Source organism: Arthrobacter sp. UYCu511 (assembly GCF_040547105.1).
Lineage (GTDB): Bacteria > Actinomycetota > Actinomycetes > Actinomycetales > Micrococcaceae > Specibacter > Specibacter psychrochitiniphilus.
This window is the reverse complement of record NZ_JBEPPB010000004.1, coordinates 79692-101906: the sequence shown is the minus strand read 5'-3', so window position 1 is coordinate 101906 and position 22215 is coordinate 79692. Positions and strand designations below refer to the sequence as shown.

The 22215-nt window shown below is 59.7% G+C and carries 20 protein-coding genes and 1 riboswitch; of the genes, 9 read left to right on the top strand and 11 right to left on the bottom strand.

Translation table 11 applies throughout. The annotated features are described in order from the left end of the window. Positions 1–87: 87 nt before the first annotated feature. Positions 88–963: a bifunctional methylenetetrahydrofolate dehydrogenase/methenyltetrahydrofolate cyclohydrolase gene (locus ABIB48_RS07625; RefSeq protein ID WP_373366671.1), complete on the bottom strand. Its 876-nt coding sequence runs from the start codon at positions 961–963 to the stop codon at positions 88–90. 2 nt (positions 964–965) lie between these two features. Further along, positions 966–2252 carry a serine hydroxymethyltransferase gene (gene glyA, locus ABIB48_RS07620; protein WP_110104698.1) on the bottom strand — a complete coding sequence of 429 codons (1287 nt, stop codon included), beginning with the start codon at positions 2250–2252 and terminating at the stop codon, positions 966–968. 81 nt (positions 2253–2333) lie between these two features. Continuing rightward, positions 2334–2422: riboswitch (ZMP/ZTP riboswitch) on the bottom strand. 40 nt (positions 2423–2462) lie between these two features. Here glyA and purU point away from each other — a divergent pair. Next, a complete protein-coding gene (gene purU / locus ABIB48_RS07615; RefSeq protein WP_354212622.1) occupies positions 2463–3344 on the top strand; it encodes a formyltetrahydrofolate deformylase in 882 nt (293 codons plus the stop codon). Between the two features lie 63 nt (positions 3345–3407). Here purU and ABIB48_RS07610 read toward each other — a convergent pair whose 3' ends face one another. Further along, entirely contained in the window at positions 3408–4472 is a 1065-nt protein-coding gene (locus ABIB48_RS07610) for a YeiH family protein (RefSeq protein WP_354212621.1), read from the bottom strand. A 70-nt stretch (positions 4473–4542) separates the two neighbouring features. Here ABIB48_RS07610 and ABIB48_RS07605 point away from each other — a divergent pair, with 70 nt between their 5' ends. From ABIB48_RS07605 to ABIB48_RS07575, 7 genes are all read left to right on the top strand, one after another. Then, positions 4543–5448 (top strand): LysR family transcriptional regulator, encoded by a 906-nt coding sequence (locus ABIB48_RS07605; protein ID WP_315914223.1) that lies wholly within the window; start codon positions 4543–4545, stop codon positions 5446–5448. A 37-nt stretch (positions 5449–5485) separates the two neighbouring features. Then, entirely contained in the window at positions 5486–6475 is a 990-nt protein-coding gene (locus ABIB48_RS07600) for an aldo/keto reductase (RefSeq protein ID WP_354212620.1), read from the top strand. A gap of 48 nt (positions 6476–6523) precedes the next feature. Continuing rightward, a complete protein-coding gene (locus ABIB48_RS07595) occupies positions 6524–7045 on the top strand; it encodes a gamma carbonic anhydrase family protein (protein ID WP_315914225.1) in 522 nt (173 codons plus the stop codon). Positions 7046–7287: 242 nt separating this feature from the next. After that, entirely contained in the window at positions 7288–8475 is a 1188-nt protein-coding gene (locus ABIB48_RS07590; protein ID WP_110104703.1) for an ROK family transcriptional regulator, read from the top strand. Between the two features lie 182 nt (positions 8476–8657). Continuing rightward, positions 8658–9947, top strand: a complete 1290-nt coding sequence (locus ABIB48_RS07585) for an ABC transporter substrate-binding protein (RefSeq protein ID WP_110104704.1) — start codon at positions 8658–8660, stop codon at positions 9945–9947. 91 nt (positions 9948–10038) lie between these two features. Continuing rightward, on the top strand, positions 10039–10944 hold the full coding sequence (locus tag ABIB48_RS07580) for a carbohydrate ABC transporter permease (protein ID WP_110104705.1): 906 nt from the start codon (positions 10039–10041) through the stop codon (positions 10942–10944). After that, entirely contained in the window at positions 10944–11837 is an 894-nt protein-coding gene (locus tag ABIB48_RS07575; RefSeq protein WP_502914113.1) for a carbohydrate ABC transporter permease, read from the top strand. Before ABIB48_RS07580 ends, ABIB48_RS07575 begins: the two co-directional genes overlap by 1 nt. A 119-nt stretch (positions 11838–11956) precedes the next feature. Here the strand turns inward: ABIB48_RS07575 and ABIB48_RS07570 are convergent, their stop codons facing one another. Both ABIB48_RS07570 and ABIB48_RS07565 read right to left on the bottom strand, forming a co-directional pair. After that, on the bottom strand, positions 11957–12190 hold the full coding sequence (locus ABIB48_RS07570; protein ID WP_354212619.1) for a hypothetical protein: 234 nt from the start codon (positions 12188–12190) through the stop codon (positions 11957–11959). Continuing rightward, positions 12187–12879, bottom strand: a complete 693-nt coding sequence (locus ABIB48_RS07565) for a DNA alkylation repair protein (RefSeq protein WP_354212618.1) — start codon at positions 12877–12879, stop codon at positions 12187–12189. Before ABIB48_RS07565 ends, ABIB48_RS07570 begins: the two co-directional genes overlap by 4 nt. 105 nt (positions 12880–12984) lie before the next feature. Here ABIB48_RS07565 and ABIB48_RS07560 point away from each other — a divergent pair, with 105 nt between their 5' ends. Beyond that, complete coding sequence (locus tag ABIB48_RS07560) at positions 12985–14082, top strand: Gfo/Idh/MocA family protein (RefSeq protein ID WP_502914112.1); 1098 nt, start codon at positions 12985–12987, stop codon at positions 14080–14082. Positions 14083–14262: 180 nt separating this feature from the next. Here the strand turns inward: ABIB48_RS07560 and ABIB48_RS07555 are convergent, their stop codons facing one another. The 6 genes from ABIB48_RS07555 to ABIB48_RS07530 all read right to left on the bottom strand — a co-directional run bounded on the left by ABIB48_RS07555 (position 14263) and on the right by ABIB48_RS07530 (position 22009). Next, positions 14263–14976, bottom strand: a complete 714-nt coding sequence (locus ABIB48_RS07555) for an ABC transporter ATP-binding protein (protein ID WP_110104710.1) — start codon at positions 14974–14976, stop codon at positions 14263–14265. Further along, positions 14963–15856: an ABC transporter ATP-binding protein gene (locus ABIB48_RS07550; protein ID WP_110104711.1), complete on the bottom strand. Its 894-nt coding sequence runs from the start codon at positions 15854–15856 to the stop codon at positions 14963–14965. The genes ABIB48_RS07555 and ABIB48_RS07550 overlap by 14 nt, the downstream gene beginning before the upstream one ends. Further along, entirely contained in the window at positions 15853–17118 is a 1266-nt protein-coding gene (locus ABIB48_RS07545; protein WP_315914229.1) for a branched-chain amino acid ABC transporter permease, read from the bottom strand. Before ABIB48_RS07545 ends, ABIB48_RS07550 begins: the two co-directional genes overlap by 4 nt. Next, positions 17115–18122, bottom strand: coding sequence for a branched-chain amino acid ABC transporter permease (locus ABIB48_RS07540; protein WP_110104942.1), 1008 nt, complete (start codon positions 18120–18122; stop codon positions 17115–17117). Before ABIB48_RS07540 ends, ABIB48_RS07545 begins: the two co-directional genes overlap by 4 nt. 142 nt (positions 18123–18264) lie before the next feature. Next, the gene (locus ABIB48_RS07535; RefSeq protein ID WP_110104713.1) at positions 18265–19500 is read right to left on the bottom strand and encodes a branched-chain amino acid ABC transporter substrate-binding protein; all 1236 of its coding nucleotides are present in this window, start codon (positions 19498–19500) and stop codon (positions 18265–18267) included. Between the two features lie 286 nt (positions 19501–19786). Further along, on the bottom strand, positions 19787–22009 hold the full coding sequence (locus tag ABIB48_RS07530) for an NADP-dependent isocitrate dehydrogenase (RefSeq protein WP_110104714.1): 2223 nt from the start codon (positions 22007–22009) through the stop codon (positions 19787–19789). Positions 22010–22215 lie beyond the last annotated feature (206 nt).

Below are 22215 nucleotides of genomic sequence, written 5' to 3'. Positions count from 1 at the left end.
TGCGCCACCCAGCCCTCCAACGCAGAAGGGAAGCTCCACGCCGGAACGTGCGTTCCGTCGTCGAGCTTCCCTTGGCAGCAACTACTCCTAGGCGCGCTCTGCGGCCTCCACTACGTTGGCCAGCAGCATGGCGCGGGTCATGGGACCCACACCTCCCGGGTTCGGGGAGATCCAGCTGGCTACCGAAGCAGCGCCGGGCTCCACGTCACCGGTGACAACTGCCTTGCCGTTACCGTCATCCACGCGGGACACGCCAACGTCCAGGACAATGGCTCCAGGCTTCAAATCAGCGGCCTTGATCATGTGCGGGACACCGGCGGCGGCAACCACCACGTCAGCCTCGCGCAGCTCGGCAGCAAGGTCCTTGGTTCCCGTGTGTGCCAGAACCACTGTGGCATTGATGTCGCGGCGGGTCAGCAGCAAGCCCATGGGCCGGCCAATGGTCACGCCGCGGCCAACAACCAGAACACGTTTGCCGTTCAGTGAAATGCCGTGGCGTTCCAGCAACACAATGCAGCCCTTGGGCGTGCATGGCAGCGGGGAGACCATGGGCCGGTTCACGTTCGCAACTAGGCGCCCCAAGTTCATGGGGTGCAGGCCGTCGGCGTCTTTGGCCGGGTCGATGGCTTCCAGCACCACGTCCTGATCAATATGGCCAGGCAGTGGCAACTGCACAATGTAACCGGTGCAGGAGGGGTCCTCGTTGAGCTGGCGGACCGCTGCCAGAACCTCGTCCTGGGTGGCTGTCTCGGGCAGGTCAATACGAATGGACTTGATGCCCACTTGCGCACAATCCTTGTGCTTTCCGCCCACGTACCACTGCGAGCCCGGATCCGAGCCAACAAGGATGGTACCCAGGCCCGGGGTGACCCCGCGTGCGGCGAGGGCCGCTACGCGTTCGGTCAGCTCGGCTTTGATGGCAGCGGCTGTGGCCTTGCCATCAAGAATCTGAGCAGTGGCCATTTTTACCATTCTTCCTGACCGGGGTACAGCGGGAAGTTCGCGGTGAGGGCCTTGACACGGGCGCTCAGTGCCTGAACATCGGCACCACCCTTGAGTGCTGAGGCAATGATCTCGCCAACTTCGGTGAACTCCGGTGCGCCAAAGCCACGGGTGGCCAGCGCCGGGGTGCCAATGCGCAGACCGGAGGTGACCATCGGCGGGCGCGGGTCAAACGGAACAGCATTGCGGTTCACGGTGATGCCAACGCTGTGCAGGAGGTCCTCAGCCTGCTGGCCGTCCAGGACGGAGTTGCGCAGGTCAACCAGCACCAGGTGCACATCGGTGCCGCCAGTCAAAACGGAAACTCCTGCCTCGGCAACGTCAGGAGCGTTCAGGCGCTCAGCAATGATCTTTGCACCCTCCAAAACGCGGGCCTGGCGTTCGGCGAATTCTTCGCCTGCGGCAACCTTGAAAGCCACAGCCTTGGCGGCGATGACGTGCATGAGCGGGCCGCCCTGCTGTCCCGGGAAGACGGCGGAGTTGAGCTTCTTGGCCCATTCCTTCTTTGCAAGGATCACACCGGAGCGCGGACCGGAAAGGGTCTTGTGCACAGTGGAGGTGACCACGTCGGAGTACGGCACCGGGCTCGGGTGCAGGCCAGCGGCAACGAGTCCGGCGAAGTGAGCCATATCCGTCCACAGCAGGGCCCCCACTTCATCAGCGATGGAGCGGAAGGCTGCGAAGTCCAGCTGGCGCGGGTAAGCGGACCAGCCGGCGATGATGACCTGCGGCTTCTCGGCGATGGCCTGGGCGCGCAGCTTATCCATGTCAATGCGGAAGGTATCGGGCTCAACTTCGTACGCGGCAACTTCGTAGAGCTTGCCGGAGAAGTTCAGCTTCATGCCGTGTGTCAGGTGCCCGCCGTGAGCCAGGGACAGACCCATGATCTTATCCCCGGGCTTGATCATGGCAGCTAGCGCAGCGGCGTTCGCCTGGGCACCGGAGTGCGGCTGAACGTTGGCGTACTCGGCACCGAACAGGGCCTTCACACGCTCAATAGCCAGGTTCTCTGCCACGTCAACAGCTTCACAGCCGCCGTAGTAGCGCCGGCCCGGGTAACCCTCGGCGTACTTGTTAGTCAACACGGAGCCCTGGGCTTCAAGAACGGCGCGGGGCGCGAAGTTTTCGCTGGCGATCATTTCCAGCGTGTCACGCTGGCGGGCGAGCTCGTCCTTTAGAACGGCGGCAATCTCCGGGTCAAGCTCGGAGAGCGGGGCGTTGGTAACGGACTGGGTGGGTGAAAAAGACACTACAGACTCCTGAATTCTCAGCACGAAAAACTCTTCTTGAAAAGGTTATCGCCAAACACCGCGGTATTAGGCTTTTCGTGACCTTGCGTCCCAGGCGTACGATCGCATTGGTCTTGATTCGTGCTGCTCCCCGGTGGTGTCCCACCTCATCGCCAGTCGCAACTCCTCAATAGTAATACAGAGCCCCCATGGGACGGTAACGTTGGTAGGGTGACTGATTTAATTGCGCCCTCTTCGACTCCTGCCTCCACGCATGGCTACGTGCTGACCCTTTCTTGCGCTGACCAGCCCGGCATTGTCCATGCCGTTTCTGGTTCCCTCTTGGATGCTGGTTGTAATATCACCGACTCTCAGCAATACGGAAACCCGGATACTGGCACCTTTTTCATGCGTGTTGCGGTGGAAACTACGACGTCGTTTTCCAAGCTCCGCGAGCACCTCCAGATGGTGGCGGATCGCTTTGAGCTCAAGTGGACCCTGCACCGTGCCGGTACCCCCATCCGCACCCTGATCATGGCATCCAAGGCAGCGCACTGCCTCAATGACCTGTTGTTCCTGCAGCGCTCAGGCACCCTTCCGGTTGAAATTCCGGCCATTGTCTCCAACCACAAGGACCTGGAACCGCTCGCCGAGTTCTACGGCATCCCCTTCTATTACATTCCCGTCACCCCCGAGACCAAGGCCAGCGCCGAGGAGGCTCTCCTCGAGCTGGTGGCCGAACTCGGTGTTGAACTTGTTGTTCTGGCCCGCTACATGCAGGTCCTTTCAGATGATCTCTGCCAGCGCCTGGCCGGCAAGGCCATCAACATCCACCACTCCTTCCTCCCCTCCTTCAAGGGCGCCAAGCCGTACCACCAGGCTCACGCGCGGGGGGTCAAGATCATTGGCGCCACGGCTCACTACGTCACGGCCGTGTTGGATGAGGGTCCCATCATTGAGCAGGAAGTTATCCGTGTAGACCACGGCCACTCGGTAGAGAAGTTCGTCTCCATGGGCCGCGCGGTGGAGGCTCGCACCTTGGCGCAGGCCGTCCAGTGGCACGCCGAACACCGGGTCCTGCTGGATGGTCACCGCACAGTGGTCTTCGACTGAGCCTTTGATCTGTCGCTCCCCGCAGCCCTCACTGCTGGCTGCGCGCTGTTCCAGAGGCCGGGATCAGGGGTGAACCAGCTCAATTCCCACCCAGGAGATACCGGTGACCAGCACGGTTGAGGCCGCGGCCAAGATGAACGGACGCGCGCCAACCTTGATCAGGCTGCGGATTTTAACCCCGCAGCCTAGGGCGAACATCGCTGCGGAGAGCAGGCTTGTTTGTAACAACGAGCCGGCATGTAGAACGTCCGCTGGTATTACCAGTGTGGAACGCAACAGGACCATGGCCAAGAATCCGAGAATAAACATCGGAACTATGGGGGGACGTTTTTCACCGGGTTTGCCACAACCGGCACGCCGTTGACGCACGCTGAGCACGGCCATAACCGGCGCCAGCATCAGTACCCGCGCCAATTTGACGATCACAGCAGCCCCCAGCGCCCCTCCCCCAATAATGCCTCCGGCAGCAACCACCTGGGCAATCTCATGGATTGAAGCTCCAGCCCACATGCCGTTGAGTTCCGCACTCATACCCAGCGCCTGCCCTAGCAGTGGGATGAAGGGAATCATGAGCGAGCCGAAGATGACCACCAGTGCCACCGCGGTGACAACATCCTCCTCCTCGGAGTCAACCACCCCCTCAGCCCCGGCCACGGCGGCTGCTCCACAGATGGAGAAGCCGCAGGCAATGAGCAGCACCTGGGCCCGGCGCATCTTCAGCGCCGTGCCCAGCAACACCGTACCCAGAATGCCTCCAGCAACAATGGCAACAATGACAAGGAGCATCGGAGCGCCTAGCGCGAAGATGTCTGCGAGCGCCAACGCCAAGCCCAGGAACACGATGCCCCACCGGAGTAATTTCTTAGCTGAGAAGTCCAGCCCGGGCGCCAATACAGCCGGCAACCGGAGAGCGTTTGTCATGAGAATGCCCAGCACAATGGCGATGACGAGCGGACTGGCGGCGGAGAAGAGAGAATTTATGGCCATGGACACGGCTGCGGCCCCGGCACAAAGCGCTAATCCTGGCCCGTAGGACCTCACTAACGGCAGACGGGGCAGGAGCTTTCTTGTTTCAACAGTTGTTTGTGGGGCCCCAAGGTGGGCTTTAGTACGTGGAGTGGAGAACATATCTTCATGCTTTCAAGGACGGGGCAACCCCGGTAGACGGCACTTTCACATCACGCTATATGCTTTTGATATGAGCGATGACTGGCCGAATCTGCAAGTACTGGAACTCTTTGTTGCCGTGGTTGATACGGGCAGTGTGGGTGCAGGGGCGCGGAAGGCGGGTATGGCTCAGCCCAACGCCAGCCGTGCCGTGGCCGAGCTGGAAACCAGGCTCAAAACTTCCCTTCTAGAACGCAGCCCTCGGGGATCGGTTCCCACCGAGGCCGGCCTGGCTCTGGCTGATCATGCAAGGGAACTGCTGGATGCTGCCCAGAGTTTCACGGGCTGGCTGCGCTCCAGCCCCACTGGCGGGCGCGAAGACATCCGCGTGGGTGCCAGCATGACCATCGCCGAAACTCTCCTGCCGGCCTGGTTGGCGGAAGTCCGACGGCGCCGGCCAACCTTACGCGTTGACGTGCACGTGCTGAACTCTTCACAAGTACTCCATGAAGTCCAGCAAGGGGCCCTCCACGTGGGCTTCGTGGAGACTCCGAACGTCCCGGTGCGGGTCAATGCCATGGTGGTCCAAGAAGATCAGTTGCTGGTAGTGGTCCCGCCCAATCACCGCTGGGCCCACCACACCGGCAAAATCTCCTTGGCGGAATTAGCTCGCACACCCTTGGTTGTCAGGGAGCCCGGCTCGGGAACCCGCGAAGCGTTACAGGAGCTTTTTGCTGGCCTGCCCATGGCCGAGCCTGCGCAGGTGTTGGGCAGCAACGCAGCCGTCCGGGTGGCTGTCCTCTCCGGCGCCGGCCCCGCCGCCCTGAGCGCACTTGCACTTCACGAGCAGTTGGAGAGCGGGGCCCTACTGCGGGTCCCCTTTGAAGGCCAGGGCATCAGCCGCCCGCTGACAGCGGTGTGGTCCGGGGCGCAACGGCTTTTCGGAGCCGCAGCGGATCTTGTTGCCGTCGCCGCCGCCCAAGAAGGCCCGCACTGAATCCACTACTGAGGAATCCTATGGCTAGGCTGGTGGCATGCAAACACGTATTTTGGGAAGAACAAACCGCACCGTATCCGCCGTCGGGCTGGGGACATGGCAGCTGGGGGCAGATTGGGGCAATGTCAGCGAGGCCGACGCCTTGGAGGTGCTTGGCGCTGGTGCCGATGTTGGCGTGAGCTTCTTTGACACCGCAGATGTCTACGGCGACGGCCGCAGCGAACAGGTGATTGGGAAATTTCTGCGCTCACGCGGACCGCAGCACGGCATCACTGTTGCCACCAAGATGGGCCGGCGTATGGACCAGATTCCAGAAAACTATGTTTTGGCGAACTTCCGCGCATGGACGGACCGGTCCCGCAAGAATCTTGGCACGGACACCCTGGATCTGGTGCAGCTACATTGCCCTCCCACCGCGGTGGTGAGTTCGGATGAGGTTTATGACGCGCTAGATACCCTCGTTGCCGAGGGCGCCATAGCCAGTTATGGGCTGAGCGTGGAAACCTGCCAGCAGGCTCTGGAGGCGATTGCCCGCCCCCACGTGGCCACCGTCCAAATCATCCTGAACGCGTTCCGGCTCAAGCCCCTCGAAGCAGTGCTGCCCGCCGCCCAGAAGGCTGGCGTGGGCATTATTGCGCGCGTGCCGCTGGCCAGCGGGCTACTGTCCGGAAAGTACACCGCCACCACCACATTCGCCGCCGACGACCACCGCAACTACAACCGCGACGGCAGTCATTTTGATGTGGGCGAAACCTTCTCCGGCGTTGACTATGCGCGGGGGCTTGAAGCAGCCACACGTTTTGCAGAACTCGCAGCCACGGCAGGGACCACCCCAGCACAGGCCGCGCTTGCCTGGGTGGCCCAGCTCGAGGGCGTATCTACGGTAATCCCTGGCGCCCGCTCCACGGACCAAGCCCAGGCCAATGCTGCTGCCGGATCCTTGCAACAGCTAGGCGCGGCCTTCAATACTGAGGTAGCCGCCATCTACAATTCATTACTACGAGCCGACATCCACCCACGCTGGTAACCCCCGGCCACTGAATAGTCACCACAACCCCCGAAGATTGGACAAATCATGAACCAACTCATTGCCCTCGACGGCAACACGCCCGACGTCCACGAAAGTGCCTTCGTGGCCCACACCGCCGTCATCATCGGGGCCGCATCGCTGGGCGCGGATTCCAGTGCGTTCTACGGTGTTGTGATGCGCGGGGATACCAACTCAATCACTGTGGGTGAGGGAACAAATCTGCAGGACAACGTGGTGTTGCACGCTGATCCTGGCTTTCCTACCAGCGTGGGCAATGGTGTCAGTGTGGGCCACAGCGCAGTGATCCACGGCTGCACGGTTGAGGACGACTGCCTCATCGGTATGAGCGCCACCATCATGAATGGTGCCATCATTGGTGCCGGATCACTTGTGGCAGGTGGAGCTGTGGTGCTTGAAGGCGCCATTATTCCGCCCGGCTCACTCGTAGCGGGGGTTCCTGCCAAGGTTCGCCGTGAGTTGAGCGCTGAAGAGCTCGAACATGTCCGTGAGAACGCACGTAACTATGCGGTATTGGCCCGCAAGCACAAGGCCCTCCAGAGCGAATAAGCGCACGCATGGCATCAGCACGTCTTGCACAAAACCAAACAAATTCCTGCACGTCGGGAACAAGAACGTGCCTAAATTCCCTGAATTGCAGACAGTGTGCGCCAAGAAAGCTGGCGCTGAATTACCCACTTATTCGCCCAAGAGCTCACGCTACACATTTGGGCTTAACGTTAAATCTTCAATCTCTGTGAATTGCGTTAATAAGTTGACCTCAAGAGCTTATGTGATGCACGCTACTATGTATGACTGACCATCTCCCCCTCACATCACCACAGGATCCCAAACCCGGCTCCCAGTCCGCGCTGCGGCATCGCAATGAACAGCTCATTGTCGCAACTCTGCGTGAGCTCGGTCCCCTCCCCCAGGCTGAGCTTGCTCGGACCACGGGTCTGTCCACAGCAACGGTCTCCAACATCGTCAAGTCCATGTGCGCAGAAGGGCTCGCCCACACCAGCCCTACCACCAGCTCGGGGCGACGCGCCCTGGCGGTTTCGCTGCTGGAGTCCCCCCACGTTGTTGTGGGCATTGATTTTGGCCGCAGCCACGTTCGGATCGTTCTAGCCAGCGCGGACCACCAGGTAAGAGCGGAAAAATCAGCACCCCTGCCAGTGGGGCATCTGGCCACCGAAAGCATCGCCACGGCCGCCACCATGCTGGCGGATGCCCTGGCGGAATCCGGAATCTCCCGCAGTGATGTCATGGGCGCTGGGATCGGGGTTCCGGGCCCCATTGACCACCGCACCGGAACCGTCATCCGTGGCGCCATCTTGCCCGAGTGGGTGGGCGTGAATATTGTGGCCCGTCTCGAAGAAGCCCTCGGCATGCCAGTATTTGCCGATAATGACGCAAACTTGGGCGCCCTGGCCCAAGTGACATGGGGTGAGCACAGCGCCGTCCGAGACCTAGTGTTCTTGAAGATCGGCAGCGGCATAGGTGCAGGCCTGATCCTCAACGGCGCCCCCTACTACGGACACACCGGCATCACCGGTGAAATTGGGCACGCCACCATCTTTGACCAAGGCCTGGTGTGCCGCTGCGGCAACCGCGGCTGCCTGGAAACCGTTGCCTCTACAGCGCTCATGATTGAACTCCTCAGCCGTGGGGAACCCCGCCCCCTCACCGTGCAGGACATCATTGCCCGCGCTACATCCGGGGATGCGGCGGCGCTTCGAGTCATTGACGACGCCGGCATGGCCGTGGGCCGGGCTGTGGCCAACGTGGCCAACATGATCAACCCGGAGATCATTGTGGTGGGCGGCCCACTCGCAGCCTTGGGCCACATCCTGCTCGATCCCATCCGGCGCGGACTGACAAGGCACGCCGTTCCCGCTATTGGCGAGGCAACCACCGTCGTCATGTCTTCCCTCGGCGATCGGGCCGAGGTGCTGGGTGCCGTTTCGCTGGCCCTAAACCACACCCGCAAGCACTAATACGCCCAAATAAGCACCAGCCAGCGCAGCATTCATGGTGGGAGGAGACAAAACGGGCTACTGTTACCAATCCGTTGCGTTAAATAATTGACTACAACAAGTGATGCAGGTAACTTTTGGGGAGCGGGTATTTAACCACCCACAAGATCATCATTTTCGAACAATTATTCACGGAGGAAAATATGCGACGTCGTCTATCGTTGCTTGCCGGAGTTGCAGCGCTGGGTCTGACCCTTGCAGGCTGCGGCGGAGGCGGCGACACACCCAGTGACAACGGCAACGCCAAGGATGCAACCGGCAAGGTTGGCGTCTTCACTTGGTGGGCTGATGGTTCTGAAAAGGCTGGCCTGGATGCCCTCGTTGGCGTGTTCAACAAGGACTTCCCGAACGTCACCTTTGACAACCTGGCTGTTGCTGGCGGCGCCGGTTCACAGGCTAAGAGCGTTCTGGCTGCCCAGTTGAAGGCTGGCAACCCGCCGGATTCCTTCCAGGCCCACGCAGGTGCCGAACTGCAGGACTACATCGATGCTGACCAGCTCGAAGACCTCAGCAGCTTCTACAAGGACAACGACCTTTCGTCGCAGTTCCCCAAGGACCTGGTTGACCGCCTGACAGTTGACGGCAAGATCTACTCCGTGCCCTCCAACATCCACCGCGCCAACGTGGTGTGGGCCAATGTTGAGGTCCTGAAGAAGGCCGGCATTGATCCGGAAAAGCCGGCTGAGAACCTTGACGGCTGGTTCGCAGACATGGACAAGATCAAAGCCACCGGGGTCATCCCGCTGGCAGTGGCTGGTTCCTGGACCCAGGTCCAGCTGTTTGAGAACGTCCTGCTCTCCAGCTTGGGTGTTGACGGCTACAACGGCCTCTGGGACGGAAAGACCGATTGGAAGAGCGCCGAAGTAACCACGGCCATCAAGGCCTACGAGAAGGCACTTTCCTACACCAACACAGACCGTGACTCACTTAGCGACTGGGCTCCGGCAACGCAGCTGGTCCAGGACGGCGCAGCGGCGTACAACGTCATGGGTGACTGGGCCGAAGCCAAGTTCGCTCAGGACGGCGATAAGTCCGGCGTCGATTACACCTACTTCCCTACCCCGGGAACCGCAGGCGTTTTTGACTTCCTGGCTGACTCCTTCACCCTCCCCAAGGGCGCCCCGAACCCGGCCGGCGCCAAGGCGTGGCTGACCACCATCGGCTCGGCTGAAGGCCAGACCGCGTTCAACAAGGTCAAGGGATCCATCCCGGCCAACACCACGGCAAAGACCGATGACTTCTCTGAGTACCAGAAGAGCGCCATCAAGGACTTCAGCCAGGACAAGATCGTTTCCTCCTTGGCTCACGGTGCAGCAGTGCCCGTTGCCTGGTTGAACGATCTGAGCACAGCTGTGAGCAAGTTTGGCGGCGACAAGAATGTTGATGGATTGCAGAGCTCCGCTGCAGCCATTGCGGCGAAGTTCGCCAAGTAATAACCACAGTGAGGTTGGGGGCGGCCGTGACTACCAAGTTGCGCCGCCCCCAAACCATGTGGTCCCGAATTTCTTCGGAAGGAGGCAAACTATGTTAAAGCGCGCAAAAACATGGGGCCCCAGCGTATTGCTGCTGGCCCCCACCATCATCCTCGTTGGCGTATTCGTCTACTGGCTCATCATTGAAAACTTCCGAGTCAGCCTGACCAACCAACACACCGCCAAACCGAGCAATAAGTATGTTGGTTTTGAGAACTACACCAACCTCTTGGCGGACCCCAACTTCCAGCACTCCCTATGGAACCTGCTGATCCTGACAGTTGTCTTCCTCGGCGGCACCCTCATTTTCGGCTTTTTGTGGGCCTGGATCCTGGAACAGCCGGCCAAGGGCGAAGGCTTCTTCCGCTCTGTCTACCTGTTCCCCATGTCAGTTTCCTTCATCGCCTCCGGCGTTGTGTGGCGCTGGCTGCTTTCCAGCCTGCAAACGTCCCAGCCTGGTGGTGAACGCACCACCGGCCTGAACCGCCTCTTGGACAGCGTGGGCCTGGGCGCCCTGCAAAACGACTGGTGGTCCAACCCCACCTGGGGTATCGCCGCTATTGCCGTCCCCGCCATCTGGCAGCTCTCCGGCTACGTCATGGCCCTTTTCTTGGCCGGTTTCCGCGGCATCCCGGACGAGCTGCGAGAAGCGGCCCGGATTGATGGCTGCACCGAATGGAAGCTGTACCGCCACGTGATCTTCCCGCAGTTGAGCCCCGTGATGCTCTCCGCCGTGATCATCATCGGCCACATGTCACTGAAGCTCTTTGACCTGATTCGCGCCATTGTTCCGGACGCCAACACCTACGACGTCCAGGTGCCCGCCACCATGATGTGGGTCAAATACATTGGCAGCGACTACGCCGATGCAGCAGCGATCGGAACCATCCTGTTGGTTCTGGTGGCCCTGGTTGTCATCCCCTACCTCTGGTACACCTCACGGATGGAGAAGCGCTAATGGCCACCGCCACAGTGAATAATAAAAACCGCGCGCGTTCCGCCCAGGACATGGCCTCCGACGCAAAACGCACCACCAAGCGCCGCATCAACCGGACCTTGAAGTACGCACTGCTGATCTTCTTCGTCATCATGGTCCTGCTGCCCGCCTATGTTTTGTTCATCACCAGTTTCAAGGGCACCGCCGACGCCGATCCCTCGCGCGCCTGGTACCTCCCCCAGGTGTGGGAAACAGGAGGCTGGGTCAAGGCCTGGACCACCCTGGCACCGTCACTGGGCCGCACCGTCATGCTGGTGGTCCCCTCCGCCATCATCTCCTCCTTCTTGGGCTCCATTAACGGCTATGTACTCTCCAAGTGGAAGTTCCCCGGGGCCAACATCATCTTCACGTTGATCTTGTTCGGCATGTTCATTCCGTACCAGGCCGTGATGATCCCGTTGACGCAGTTGGTCAGCGATCTCGGCATTCCTCAGGGCATCCCGTCCCTGATGCTTTTGCACATTGTGTATGGCATCCCGATCTGTACGCTGATCTTCCGCAACTACTACGCCTCCGTGCCCGATGAACTGATCGAGGCCGCCCGCATGGATGGGGCCGGAATTCTACGCACTTATGGCTCAGTCATCTTGCCGGTGTCAGCGCCGGGCTTTGTGGTAGTGCTGATCTGGCAGTTCACGTCCGCCTGGAACGATTACCTCTTTGCCGCGTTCTTCTCCTCCGGCCGCAACGGCCCGGTCACGATCGCACTGTCCTTCCTGGCCGGCGGTCAGCTCACCGACTACGCCGCCTCCATGGCCGGGGCACTCATCGCCTCCGTCCCCACGCTCATTGTCTACATCCTGTTGGGCAAGTACTTTGTGGGCGGCCTGATGAGCGGTTCCGTCAAGGGCTAAACCAGCGTCCTGAGGCTGGCCAACAGCGAAAGGCCCCTCCCGCCGTCGTATATTTCCAAAAGGAAGTACGACGCCGGGAGGGGCCTTTTGCATGTCATCCCACCTGCCTATGAGGTTGCTCAGTTGCGTTTCTTGGGACGGCTGGCGATGGCCAGCAACGCTATCAAGGCGATACCTGCACCGAGCTGCGCCAACAGCCTCCCCCACGTCATGCCAGCGTTGAAGGCGTCAGAGCCGTGTGGGGCGGTGAGCCAGCCGATGGCTGTGATGCCGAGGCTGGTAATGATCAGCGTAGCGACGACCAGCACTATCACCCTGCGACCAACGCTCATGCGGTACCAAATCATCCTCATGGAGTAACTGTTTCTTTTCGGGCCGCTTCTTGGCGGGCAACTATTTCGGTAATCCAGATCGGCGCATAGGGTGAGGTGCAGTTGGGCGGTGTGGGATAGTCTTTGAGCACTTCGAGGCGTTCGCCGATAGCTAGTGCACGCTCGCGCAGCTCTGGGTTTTCAATGCCAATCTGGGCCAGCGCCGTGTTCATGGCCCATTGCAGGCGTGACGGGGCCGTTTTCATCTGCACCTCAATGATCTCCAGCAGTTCCGGCAGGTTCAGCCCGTCCGGCTTTTTCACGATCAGTTCACTCGTCAGTGCCCAACCGGAGGCGGCCACAATAGGGTCGGGATCGGCAAACCAGGCCTGCCGCAACTCTTCCGTGTGGACGCTTTTCTTCACCACGTAGTTAATGAACCAGTCGTTGACCTTGGGTACGGATGCTTCCCGAACCATGGTTTCCAGCTCCTTGACGGTGAACGCCTTGGGCCGGCAGATCAGCAGGGCCAGCAGACGGGCTGCCGTGTTGCCCGTCTGCCACAATTCGCGGGACAGCTCGGGCTGGGTTTTCAGCGCTTTCGCGATGGTGCGCAAGGTGCCAAGGTTCACGCCGTGATCGTCCCCGCGGGATTCATTGATGGCCCGTGCTTTAGGATTCTCCAGCGCAGCGAGCTCCTGCAGCAACTGCTCAGCGGTAAGCTGTTCCACGGTATTGCCTTTCTTTGATCTATAGTCTCAAGCGTAATAGCAGAGGCCCACACCGTGGCCCGTCATGTTCCCCGCCCTACACCTGGCAACTGGCAGAATTGGCGCATGAGCATCCAACGATTCGTCGGCCGTCCCGACTGGTACACAACGTTCAATCCCGAGACTCTCACCGCAACCGGTGATGCCCTGCGCTGGGGAGTTGTCGCCACCGGAAACATTGCCCGTACCGTGACTGCCGATTTGGCACTTCTGGAGGACGCCGTCCTGCACGCCGTCAGTTCCCGCGGAGTAGGCAGCGCGGCCGGTTTTGCCACCGACTTCGGCTTCGCTACGTACTATTATGACGGCGGGGAGGACGGCACCGCCGCGGCTGGATACCTACAACTGGTGCAGGACCCGGACGTGGATGTGGTCTACATCGCCACCCCGCACGCCCAGCACTATGACATCGCCAAGGCTGCTTTGGAGCACGGCAAGCATGTTCTGTGTGAGAAGGCGTTGACCATCACCGCAGCTGAAGCACGGGCACTCATTGAGTTGGCCAGGGAACGGCAGCAGTTCCTCATGGAGGCTGTGTGGGCACGGTTTGTTCCCGGCTTCCAGCGGGCGTTGGAGATCCTGGAATCCGGAGAGATCGGCCAAGTGAAGTGGGTGCGGGCCGATCTTGGTTTCCCTGCCCCGATGGATGACAGCGCCCGCATCTGGGCGCCAGCTGACGGTGGCGGGGCGCTCTTGGACATCAGCGTCTACCCCCTGTTGTGGGCGTGGGGCACGCTGGGCGCCCCGGAGGCCGTGCATGCCACGGCGGAGTTGACTGCCTTGGGTGTGGATGCGCAAAACTCTCTGGCCCTGAGCTACGCCAACGGCGCCCAAGCCCAGCTGATCAGCTACCTTGGCTCGCATGGTCCCCGGGCCGCAGCAATTTCCGGGACCTTGGGGTTCATCGAAACAATTGGTTCGGTCAATAACCCCAAGGGATTGCGGATCGGTGTGGGCTGGGAAGAGGAGCGCGAAGAGTATTTTGAGCACCCCGGCAGCGGATACACGTACCAGCTGCGCGAGGTAACCCGCTGCATCCAGGCCGGGCTAACTGAAAGTGCCACCATGCCTTTGGCTGACTCCTTGGCCATCATGGAACTCTTCGATAACGCTCGGGAACAAATTGGTGTCAGCTACCCCAACGATTCCCGCACGGACCTCTAGCCCCACCCCCCCACCCACGCCTCACCCACAAACGCTCTCCCATCAATGGTTGAAAAATCAGGAACGCTATCTCACAAAGTGGGATAACGTTGCTGAAAAACTCGCCATTGCTGAGAGAGCGTTTGTAACAAGCGGCTCGAAGGGAGGCAACCCATCCTTGGAAGTGGGGCTGGGAGTTGGTCAGCCTACTCCTAGGTAGGCTTCCTTGATCGCCGGGTTGGCCAGCAGTTCCTTTCCGGTGCCACTGTGCGTGATCTCCCCTGTCTCCAGGACAAAGCCTCGGTGGGCGCGCGCAAGCGCCTGATTGGCGTTCTGCTCCACCAGTAGCACTGTGGTCCCCTGGGAGTTAATCTCCGTGATGATCTTGAAGATCTGCCGGATGAACTGCGGTGCCAACCCCATGGACGGCTCGTCAAGGAGCAGCAATTTGGGGTGAGACATCAAGGCCCGGCCAATGGCAAGCATCTGCTGCTCGCCACCACTCATGGTGCCGCCAAACTGCTTTTCACGCTCCTTCAACCGGGGAAACAAGGTGAAAACCCGTTCCAGATCCTCCCCGACCTTGCTTCGATCCTTCCGGCCAAAGGTTCCCATATCCAAGTTCTCCAGGACCGTCATGGCAGGGAAGATGCCCCGCCCTTCCGGAGCCTGGGAGATACCCTGGACAACCCTGATATGGGCTTTCATTTTGGTGATGTCCTCACCCATGAACTTAATGGTTCCGTGCGTGGGGTTCAACAATCCGGAAATGGTCTTCATAGTGGTGGTCTTGCCAGCACCGTTGGCACCAATCAGGGAAACAATCTCCCCCTCATCCACGGTGAAGGACATGTCATGGATGGCCTGAATGCGCCCGTAATGGACGGAGACGTTCTCGAGCTCAAGCAAAGTCATCTTCGGGCTCCCCTAGATAGGCGGAAATAACGCGTGGGTCTTCACGGATGTCATGCGGTTTGCCATCGGCGATCTTCTTCCCGAACTCCAGCACCACAATCCTGTCCGTGACCCCCATGACCAATTTCATATCATGCTCAATCAGCAACACCGTATAGCCATCGTCGCGGATGGTACGGATCAGCGCCATGAGTTCTTCTTTTTCTGCAGGGTTAAATCCTGCGGCTGGCTCATCCAGGCACAGCACTTTGGGATCCGTGGCCAGCGCCCGGGCAATTTCTAGGCGCCGCTGGCTGCCGTAGGGCAAATGCCGCGACAACGTGGCTGCCTGATGGCCAATGCCCACAAAGTCAAGCAGTGCCATTCCCCGTTCAATGGCGTTGTGCTCCTCACGGACGTGCCGTGGCAGGCGCAGCAAGGCACCCACCACACTGGTCTTGTGCCGGGCATCCAAGCCCACCACCACATTTTCCAGAGCCGTCATCTCACCAAAGAGGCGGATGTTCTGGAACGTTCGGGCCAGCCCTGCGCGGGTGATCTTGTGCTGTTTCATCCCATTGAGCAGGCGTCCTTCCAGAAGGACCTCCCCACTGGTGGGCTTGTAAACACCCGTCATAGCGTTGAAACAGGTAGTTTTCCCGGCACCGTTGGGCCCAATCAGCCCCAGAATTTCGCCACGTTTGATGGTGAAGCTGACATCATCCATGGCCACAAGGCCACCGAATTTCATGGTCAGGTTTTTGACCTCCACCAGATCCTCGCCGATCCCAACGGCGAAGTCCCTTTCCGGCGCCACCATCTCGGCAGTTTCAAGAACTACCCCGCCTGCCGCCAGCGCAGCCGCGTCAACGGAGCCTGTGGGCTCTGGTGTTGCACTCATGCTTGCTCCCCTTCTGCTCTGTGTGCTGGCGTGGACGACGACGTATGCGCCCCTCCCCCTGTACCGGAACCTCCGGCGGCGCTGGGATTAGCGGACCCTCGGCGGCGCACAGCAGCATAGGCCGCGGTCCCGTAAGCCAGCAGCCGCTGCCTGGCTGGCAGCAAGCCTTGGGAGCGGTAAATCATGATGACCACCAGAGCCAGGCCAAAGATCAGGAACTTGTACTCAGCGATAGCAGTGAACCTCAAAGGAATGTAAGCCACCAGCGCGCCACCCAGGATTGCGCCAACCTTGTTGCCCGAGCCGCCCAAAACCACAGCGGCAACGAACAGGATGGAGGTGACGACGTCGAACTTTTGGTTGTTCACGAAGCCCACCTGGCCACCCATGAGCGAACCGGCCAAACCACCCACACCGGCACCGAGCGCAAACGCCCACACCTTGTACTTGAAGGTGGGAACGCCCATGGTTTCTGCTGCGTCCTCATCTTCGCGGATGGCAATCCAAGCACGGCCCACACGGCTGCGTTCAAGGTTGCCCACCAAGAACAACACGATGATCAAGATGACAAGTGTGAGCCAGTACCACGGGGTGCCATTGGAGTTTGCAAAGATGGGGATGCCATCAGCGCCAATGCCCGGGGGATGGCCCACATTCTGGAAACCTGGCTGACCCTTCATGGCCGGAATGAGAGTGGCCAGGATGCGGACAATCTCACCAAAACCTAGAGTCACAATGGCCAGGTAGTCCCCTCGCAGGCGCAGCGTGGGTAGACCCAGCAGCACGCCCACAAACATGGAGACGGCAATAGCCACCGGGATGGTCCAGAGGTACGGGATCTTGATGAACGCCGAATCCGGGCTGGTCAGCATGGCCGCCGTGTAGGAGCCCACGGCGAAGAAGGCAATGTAGCCCAGATCCAGCAAACCGGCGTAGCCGATCACAATGTTCAGACCCACTGCCACGAGGGCGAAGATGGCCATGGCCTGGCAGGCCAAGGGCCAGTCGTTGCCTGGCTCGGTGGTGATCAGTGGCGGGTTGATCACGGGGAGCAGGAATGCCAGAATCACCACCGGGATCAGGATCAGCCACTGCTTTTGTCGGGGCATTTCACGCCAACGGTCACTCCAGCTACCAAACTTGCGGTTGGGCCGGGGAACGGCACCGCTGGAACCCGGGGGAACCCCCGCAGATTCCATGTTGGCAGTTTTTTGCTCGGATTTGGCTGTTGAGAACGGCTTGGGGCCGTCAACCATGCTCATGCCTTGCTCCTTCCCAATGAGGTGCCCAGAATTCCTTCGGGTCGGAACAACAGCACCAGGACGAGCACCATGAATGCCACCACGTCAGTCCATTGCGAGTTACCCAACAGGATTTGCCCGTAGTTACCAATCAAGCCCAGCAGCAGACCACCAAGCAGTGCACCACGGACGTTGCCAATGCCGCCCAGAACAGCAGCCGCGAAGGCTTTGATGCCGAGAATGAACCCACCGTTGTAAACTACGCCGGAGGGAATTTTCATGACATAGAACAGTGCAGCGGCACCAGCTAGAATCCCGCCAATAACAAAGGTGGTGATAATGATCTTTTCCTTGTTGACGCCCATCAGCGTAGCCGTGTCAGGATCCTGTGCCACCGCACGGATACCGCGGCCGGTTCTGGATTTACTGATGAAACGCTCTGTCACAACCATCATGATCACGGCTGCTGTGACGATCAAGATCTGGTCCGAGTAGATGATGGTGCCGAAGACCTGAAAAACTGGTTTTGTTTGGAACATGGTCAGTGCCTGCTCTGGAACGGGACCACGCCACAGGAAAATCAAGTACTGGATGGTGAAGGAAGCACCAATGGCTGTGATCAGGAAGACCAAGCGGGGTGCGTTGCGTTTGCGCAGCGGTCTATAGGCCAACCGCTCCAAGAGAAACGCCGTCAGGGCGGAGGCCACAATGGCCGCTATTAGCGCTAAGAGTAGATTCAAGATGATGGCTCCAACGCCCAAATTGGGGGCAGAGGGGCCAAAACCCAGGAAACTCAGGGTGAAGAAAACCGCGTAGCAACCCATGATGAATACTTCGGAGTGGGCGAAGTTAATGAGGTTCAGAACACCGTAAACCAAGGTGTAGCCGAGGGCCACGAGGGCGTAAATGGAGCCGAATGTCAGCCCATCAAAGGTGGCTGACCAGAAGTTCTGCCCCAGCGAAACAAAATCAAGAGTAATCCAGTCGTTGGACACAGGCGCGGCCATGAGGATAGTTGGAATCATAGGATTGTCCGTTTCTTGCGGGGTGCCGTGATCGGTTGCCTCCACGGTCCCTGGAACCCGCGGAGGTGGGCTGATGAGAAAATTGCATGAACAATGCTGTGGGCCGGTTTTACCCAACCCACAGCATCCTCACTTTGCAGAATTACTCCCCGATGGGACCAATGGGAACGATCTTGCCGTTCTCCACCTTGTAACCGTAAACAGTCGGAGCCTGCAGCTCGCCCTTGTCATTCCACTTGTAGTGCTTGCTCAAACCATCAGCATCGTAGTTCTTCACCCAGTCCAGCAGACTTGCCCGGTCTTGGTTGCCTGCATCAATGCCAGCTAACAGAACTGTGGTGGCGTCGTAGCCCTCAATGGAATACGTGCCCGGATCCATGTTTGTCAATGACTTGTACGCCTTGGCGAACGAAGGGATCAACTCACCCGGAATGCAAGGGCACGTGAAGAAGGCGTTCTTCGAAGCATCACCTGCCTGCTTGATGAACTGGTCATCCTTCAAACCGTCCGGACCAACAAATGTCCCCGTGTAGCCCTTGGCCACCAACTGCTGATCAAATGGCGCACCCTCAGCGTAGTAACCGGAATAGAAGACTGCGTCTGCGTTGGAGTTCATGATCTTGGAGATCGTGGCCGAGAAGTCTTTCTGACCCTGGGTGACCTTGTCGGTGCCAATCAGGGCATCCCCCAAAGCATCCGAGGTGGTCTTGCCCAAACCAATTCCGTATTCGGAGTCATCTTGGACCAGATAAACCTTTTTAGCTCCAAGCTTGCCCGTCATGAACTTCGCTGCTGCCGGTCCCTGGACTGCGTCATTGCCTAGGCCGCGGAAGAACGTTGTCCAGCCGTTCTCGGTCAGACCAGGGTTGGTAGCTGCCGGGGTGATGTGGACCATCTTGACTTGTTCGAAGATATTACCTGTTGCTTTGGACTCACCGGAGAACGGCAACCCAACAACACCAATAATGCTCTCTTCCTTGGTGGCTTGCGTGACGGGGCCGGTGGCCTTATTCGGGTCCCCTTCAGTATCAAACTTCTTGAACGCTACCTGGCAGTCCGGGTTGGCCGCATTGTGCTCATTGATGGCGAGCTGAATACCTTGGAAAATGTTGATGCCAAGTTGTGCGTTGGCGCCCGTCTGTGCGCCAATATAGGCCAAGGTGGTGGTGGCTGGGCATTTGGCCTTGCCATCCCCTGCCGGCAGAACGGCATTCTTGGGTGTTTCAATGGAGGTCAGCGCGGGAATATCAACGGCCGAGCTACTGCCTGCAGCCGAGGAACTTCCGCCCTCCGGTGCAGCCTGATTGGCGCAGCCGCTAAGCAGCAGCCCCATGGTGGCCACCGTCGCCAACGTTGTCATAACTTTCTTGCGATTCATGTATTCGCCTTCCGGATGCGCATCATCAGCCGTGCAACGCCGTCGTTACACGTAGCCAATGGCTCAGTGACTCGACCCTACTCCGCAGTACGTGATCTACGACACATTACTGCGTAAAGATCTGATAACGGATCTTTTATTGCGCCATAAAGGCACGACGGCGCGTCCCCGGCAAGAATCTCACACTGCCCAAAAACAAAAAACCCGCCTCCAAAAGAAGCGGGTTGATTGCTGTGACAGCGGTTCTCGAGCCAATCGAACCACGGTGGCCTAGCCAGCCAGTGGTTTAGCCAGCCAGTGTTGAGATGGCGGCATTCAGAAGGGCCGAGGGGCGCATGATAGCGGCAACCTTGGCTGAATCGGGGCGGTAGTAGCCACCCAGATCAACGGCGGTTCCCTGCACGGCGGCGAGTTCGGCGATGATGGCGTCCTCGTTGGCGCTTAGCTCAGTTGCCACTGCGGCGAAAGCTGCAGCCAGCTCGGCGTCCACGCTCTGGCTCGCCAGTTCCTGCGCCCAGAACTTGGCCAGGTAGAAGTGGCTGCCACGGTTGTCGAGTTGGCCAACCTTGCGCTTTGGGGACTTGTCCTGAAGCAGGAACGTGCCGGTGGCGCGGTCCAGGGTGTCGGCCAGGATCTGTGCGCGGGCGTTGCCTTCGGTCACCGCGAGGTGCTCGAAGCTGACGGCCAGAGCCAAGAATTCTCCGAGTGAATCCCAGCGCAGGTGGTTTTCCTTTACGAGCTGCGAGACGTGCTTGGGAGCAGAGCCACCGGCACCGGTCTCGAACAGGCCACCGCCAGCGATCAGCGGAACAACGGAGAGCATCTTGGCGCTGGTGCCCAATTCCAGGATCGGGAACAGGTCTGTCAGGTAGTCGCGGAGAACGTTACCGGTGACGGAGATGGTGTCTTCGCCGCGTCGGATGCGCTCCAGGGTGAAGGTGGTTGCCTTCTCGGGTGACATGATCTGGATGTCCAGGCCATCGGTGTCGTGGTCCTTCAAGTACTCGTTGACCTTCACGATCAGGTTGGAATCATGGGCGCGGGTCTCATCCAGCCAGAACACGGCGGGAGTTGCGGAGGCTCGGGCGCGGGTGACGGCCAGCTTGACCCAGTCACGGACAGGGATGTCCTTGACCTGGCAGGCACGCCAAATATCACCGGCGTCAACGCTGTGCGCGATCAGCACGTCGCCGGCTGCGTTGACGATCTGCACGGTGCCGGCTTCGCTGAGCTCAAAGGTCTTGTCATGGCTGCCGTATTCCTCGGCCGCCTGAGCCATGAGGCCCACGTTGGGAACCGTGCCCATGGTGGTGGGATCGAAGGCGCCGTGTGCGCGGCAATCCTCGATCGTGGCCTGGTATACCCCGGCGTAGCTGCTGTCAGGCAGAACAGCCAAGGTGTCATGCTCGGCGCCGTCGGCACCCCACATGTGGCCGGAGGTACGGATCATGGCGGGCATGGAGGCGTCAACAATCACGTCCGAGGGCACGTGCAGGTTAGTGATGCCCTTGTCGGAATCGACCATGGCCAGGGCCGGGCCGTTCTCGTAGCCGCTCTTGATGGCAGCCTCAACACCGGCGCGAACGTCCTGCGGCAGATCAGCTAGGCCGTTCAGGATGGATGCCAAGCCGTTGTTCGGGCTCAGGCCGGCAGCAGCAAGCGCTGCACCGTAGTTGGCGAACAGTTCCGGGAAGTAAGCCTTCACAACATGACCGAAGATGATCGGGTCGGAGACCTTCATCATGGTGGCCTTGAGGTGAGCCGAGAGCAGGATGCCCTCTTCCTTGGCGCGCGCTACCTGTGCTGCCAAGAACTCATCCAGTGCTGCGGCGCTCATGAGAGTACCGTCAACAATTTCGTTGGCGAGGACCGGGAAGGAGTTCTTCAGCACGGTGGTGGTGCCGTCGGCTGCCACGAACTGAATCTTGATCGAGTCATCAGCTTCGATCACAACGGACTTCTCGTTGTGGCGGAAATCGCCCGCATCCATGGTGGCAACGTTGGTCTTGGAGTCTGCGCTCCAGGCACCCATGCTGTGCGGGTTGGCCTTGGCGTAGTTCTTGACCGAGAGGGGCGCACGGCGGTCGGAGTTACCTTCGCGCAACACCGGGTTAACGGCGCTGCCCTTGATCTTGTCGTAACGGGCGCGAATGTCTTTTTCTTCATCCGTGGAGGGGTCATCCGGGTAGCTGGGGAGGGCGAAGCCCTGGCCCTGCAGCTCGGCAATGGCGGCTTTTAGCTGCGGGATGGAGGCGCTGATGTTGGGCAGCTTGATAATGTTGGCGTCCGGGCTCTTAGCCAATGCGCCCAGTTCTGCTAGAGCGTCTTCGATGCGCTGGTCTTCGGCGAGGTAGTCGCCGAAGACAGAGATGATGCGACCGGACAAGGAGATGTCGCGAGTCTCCACATCAACACCTGCCGTGGAGGCGAACGCCTCAACGATCGGCAGGAGTGAGTACGTGGCCAACATGGGCGCTTCGTCTGTCAGGGTGTAGATGATTTTGGCCATGGGTGAGCGCTCTCCTACGAAAATTCAGTGGATTACTTAAGAATCTAGTGTGATTTCTTTCCGTATCTAACTTACCCGAGACAGTGCGTTTGCCCGCTATCGGCGCCTTTTGGTGACTGCACACGGATAATTCACCCCGCCCCTAAAGACCGTAGTCACCGCGTGAGGTGAGGCTCGTCTACTGTGCGCAGCGGCTCACTTGAGGC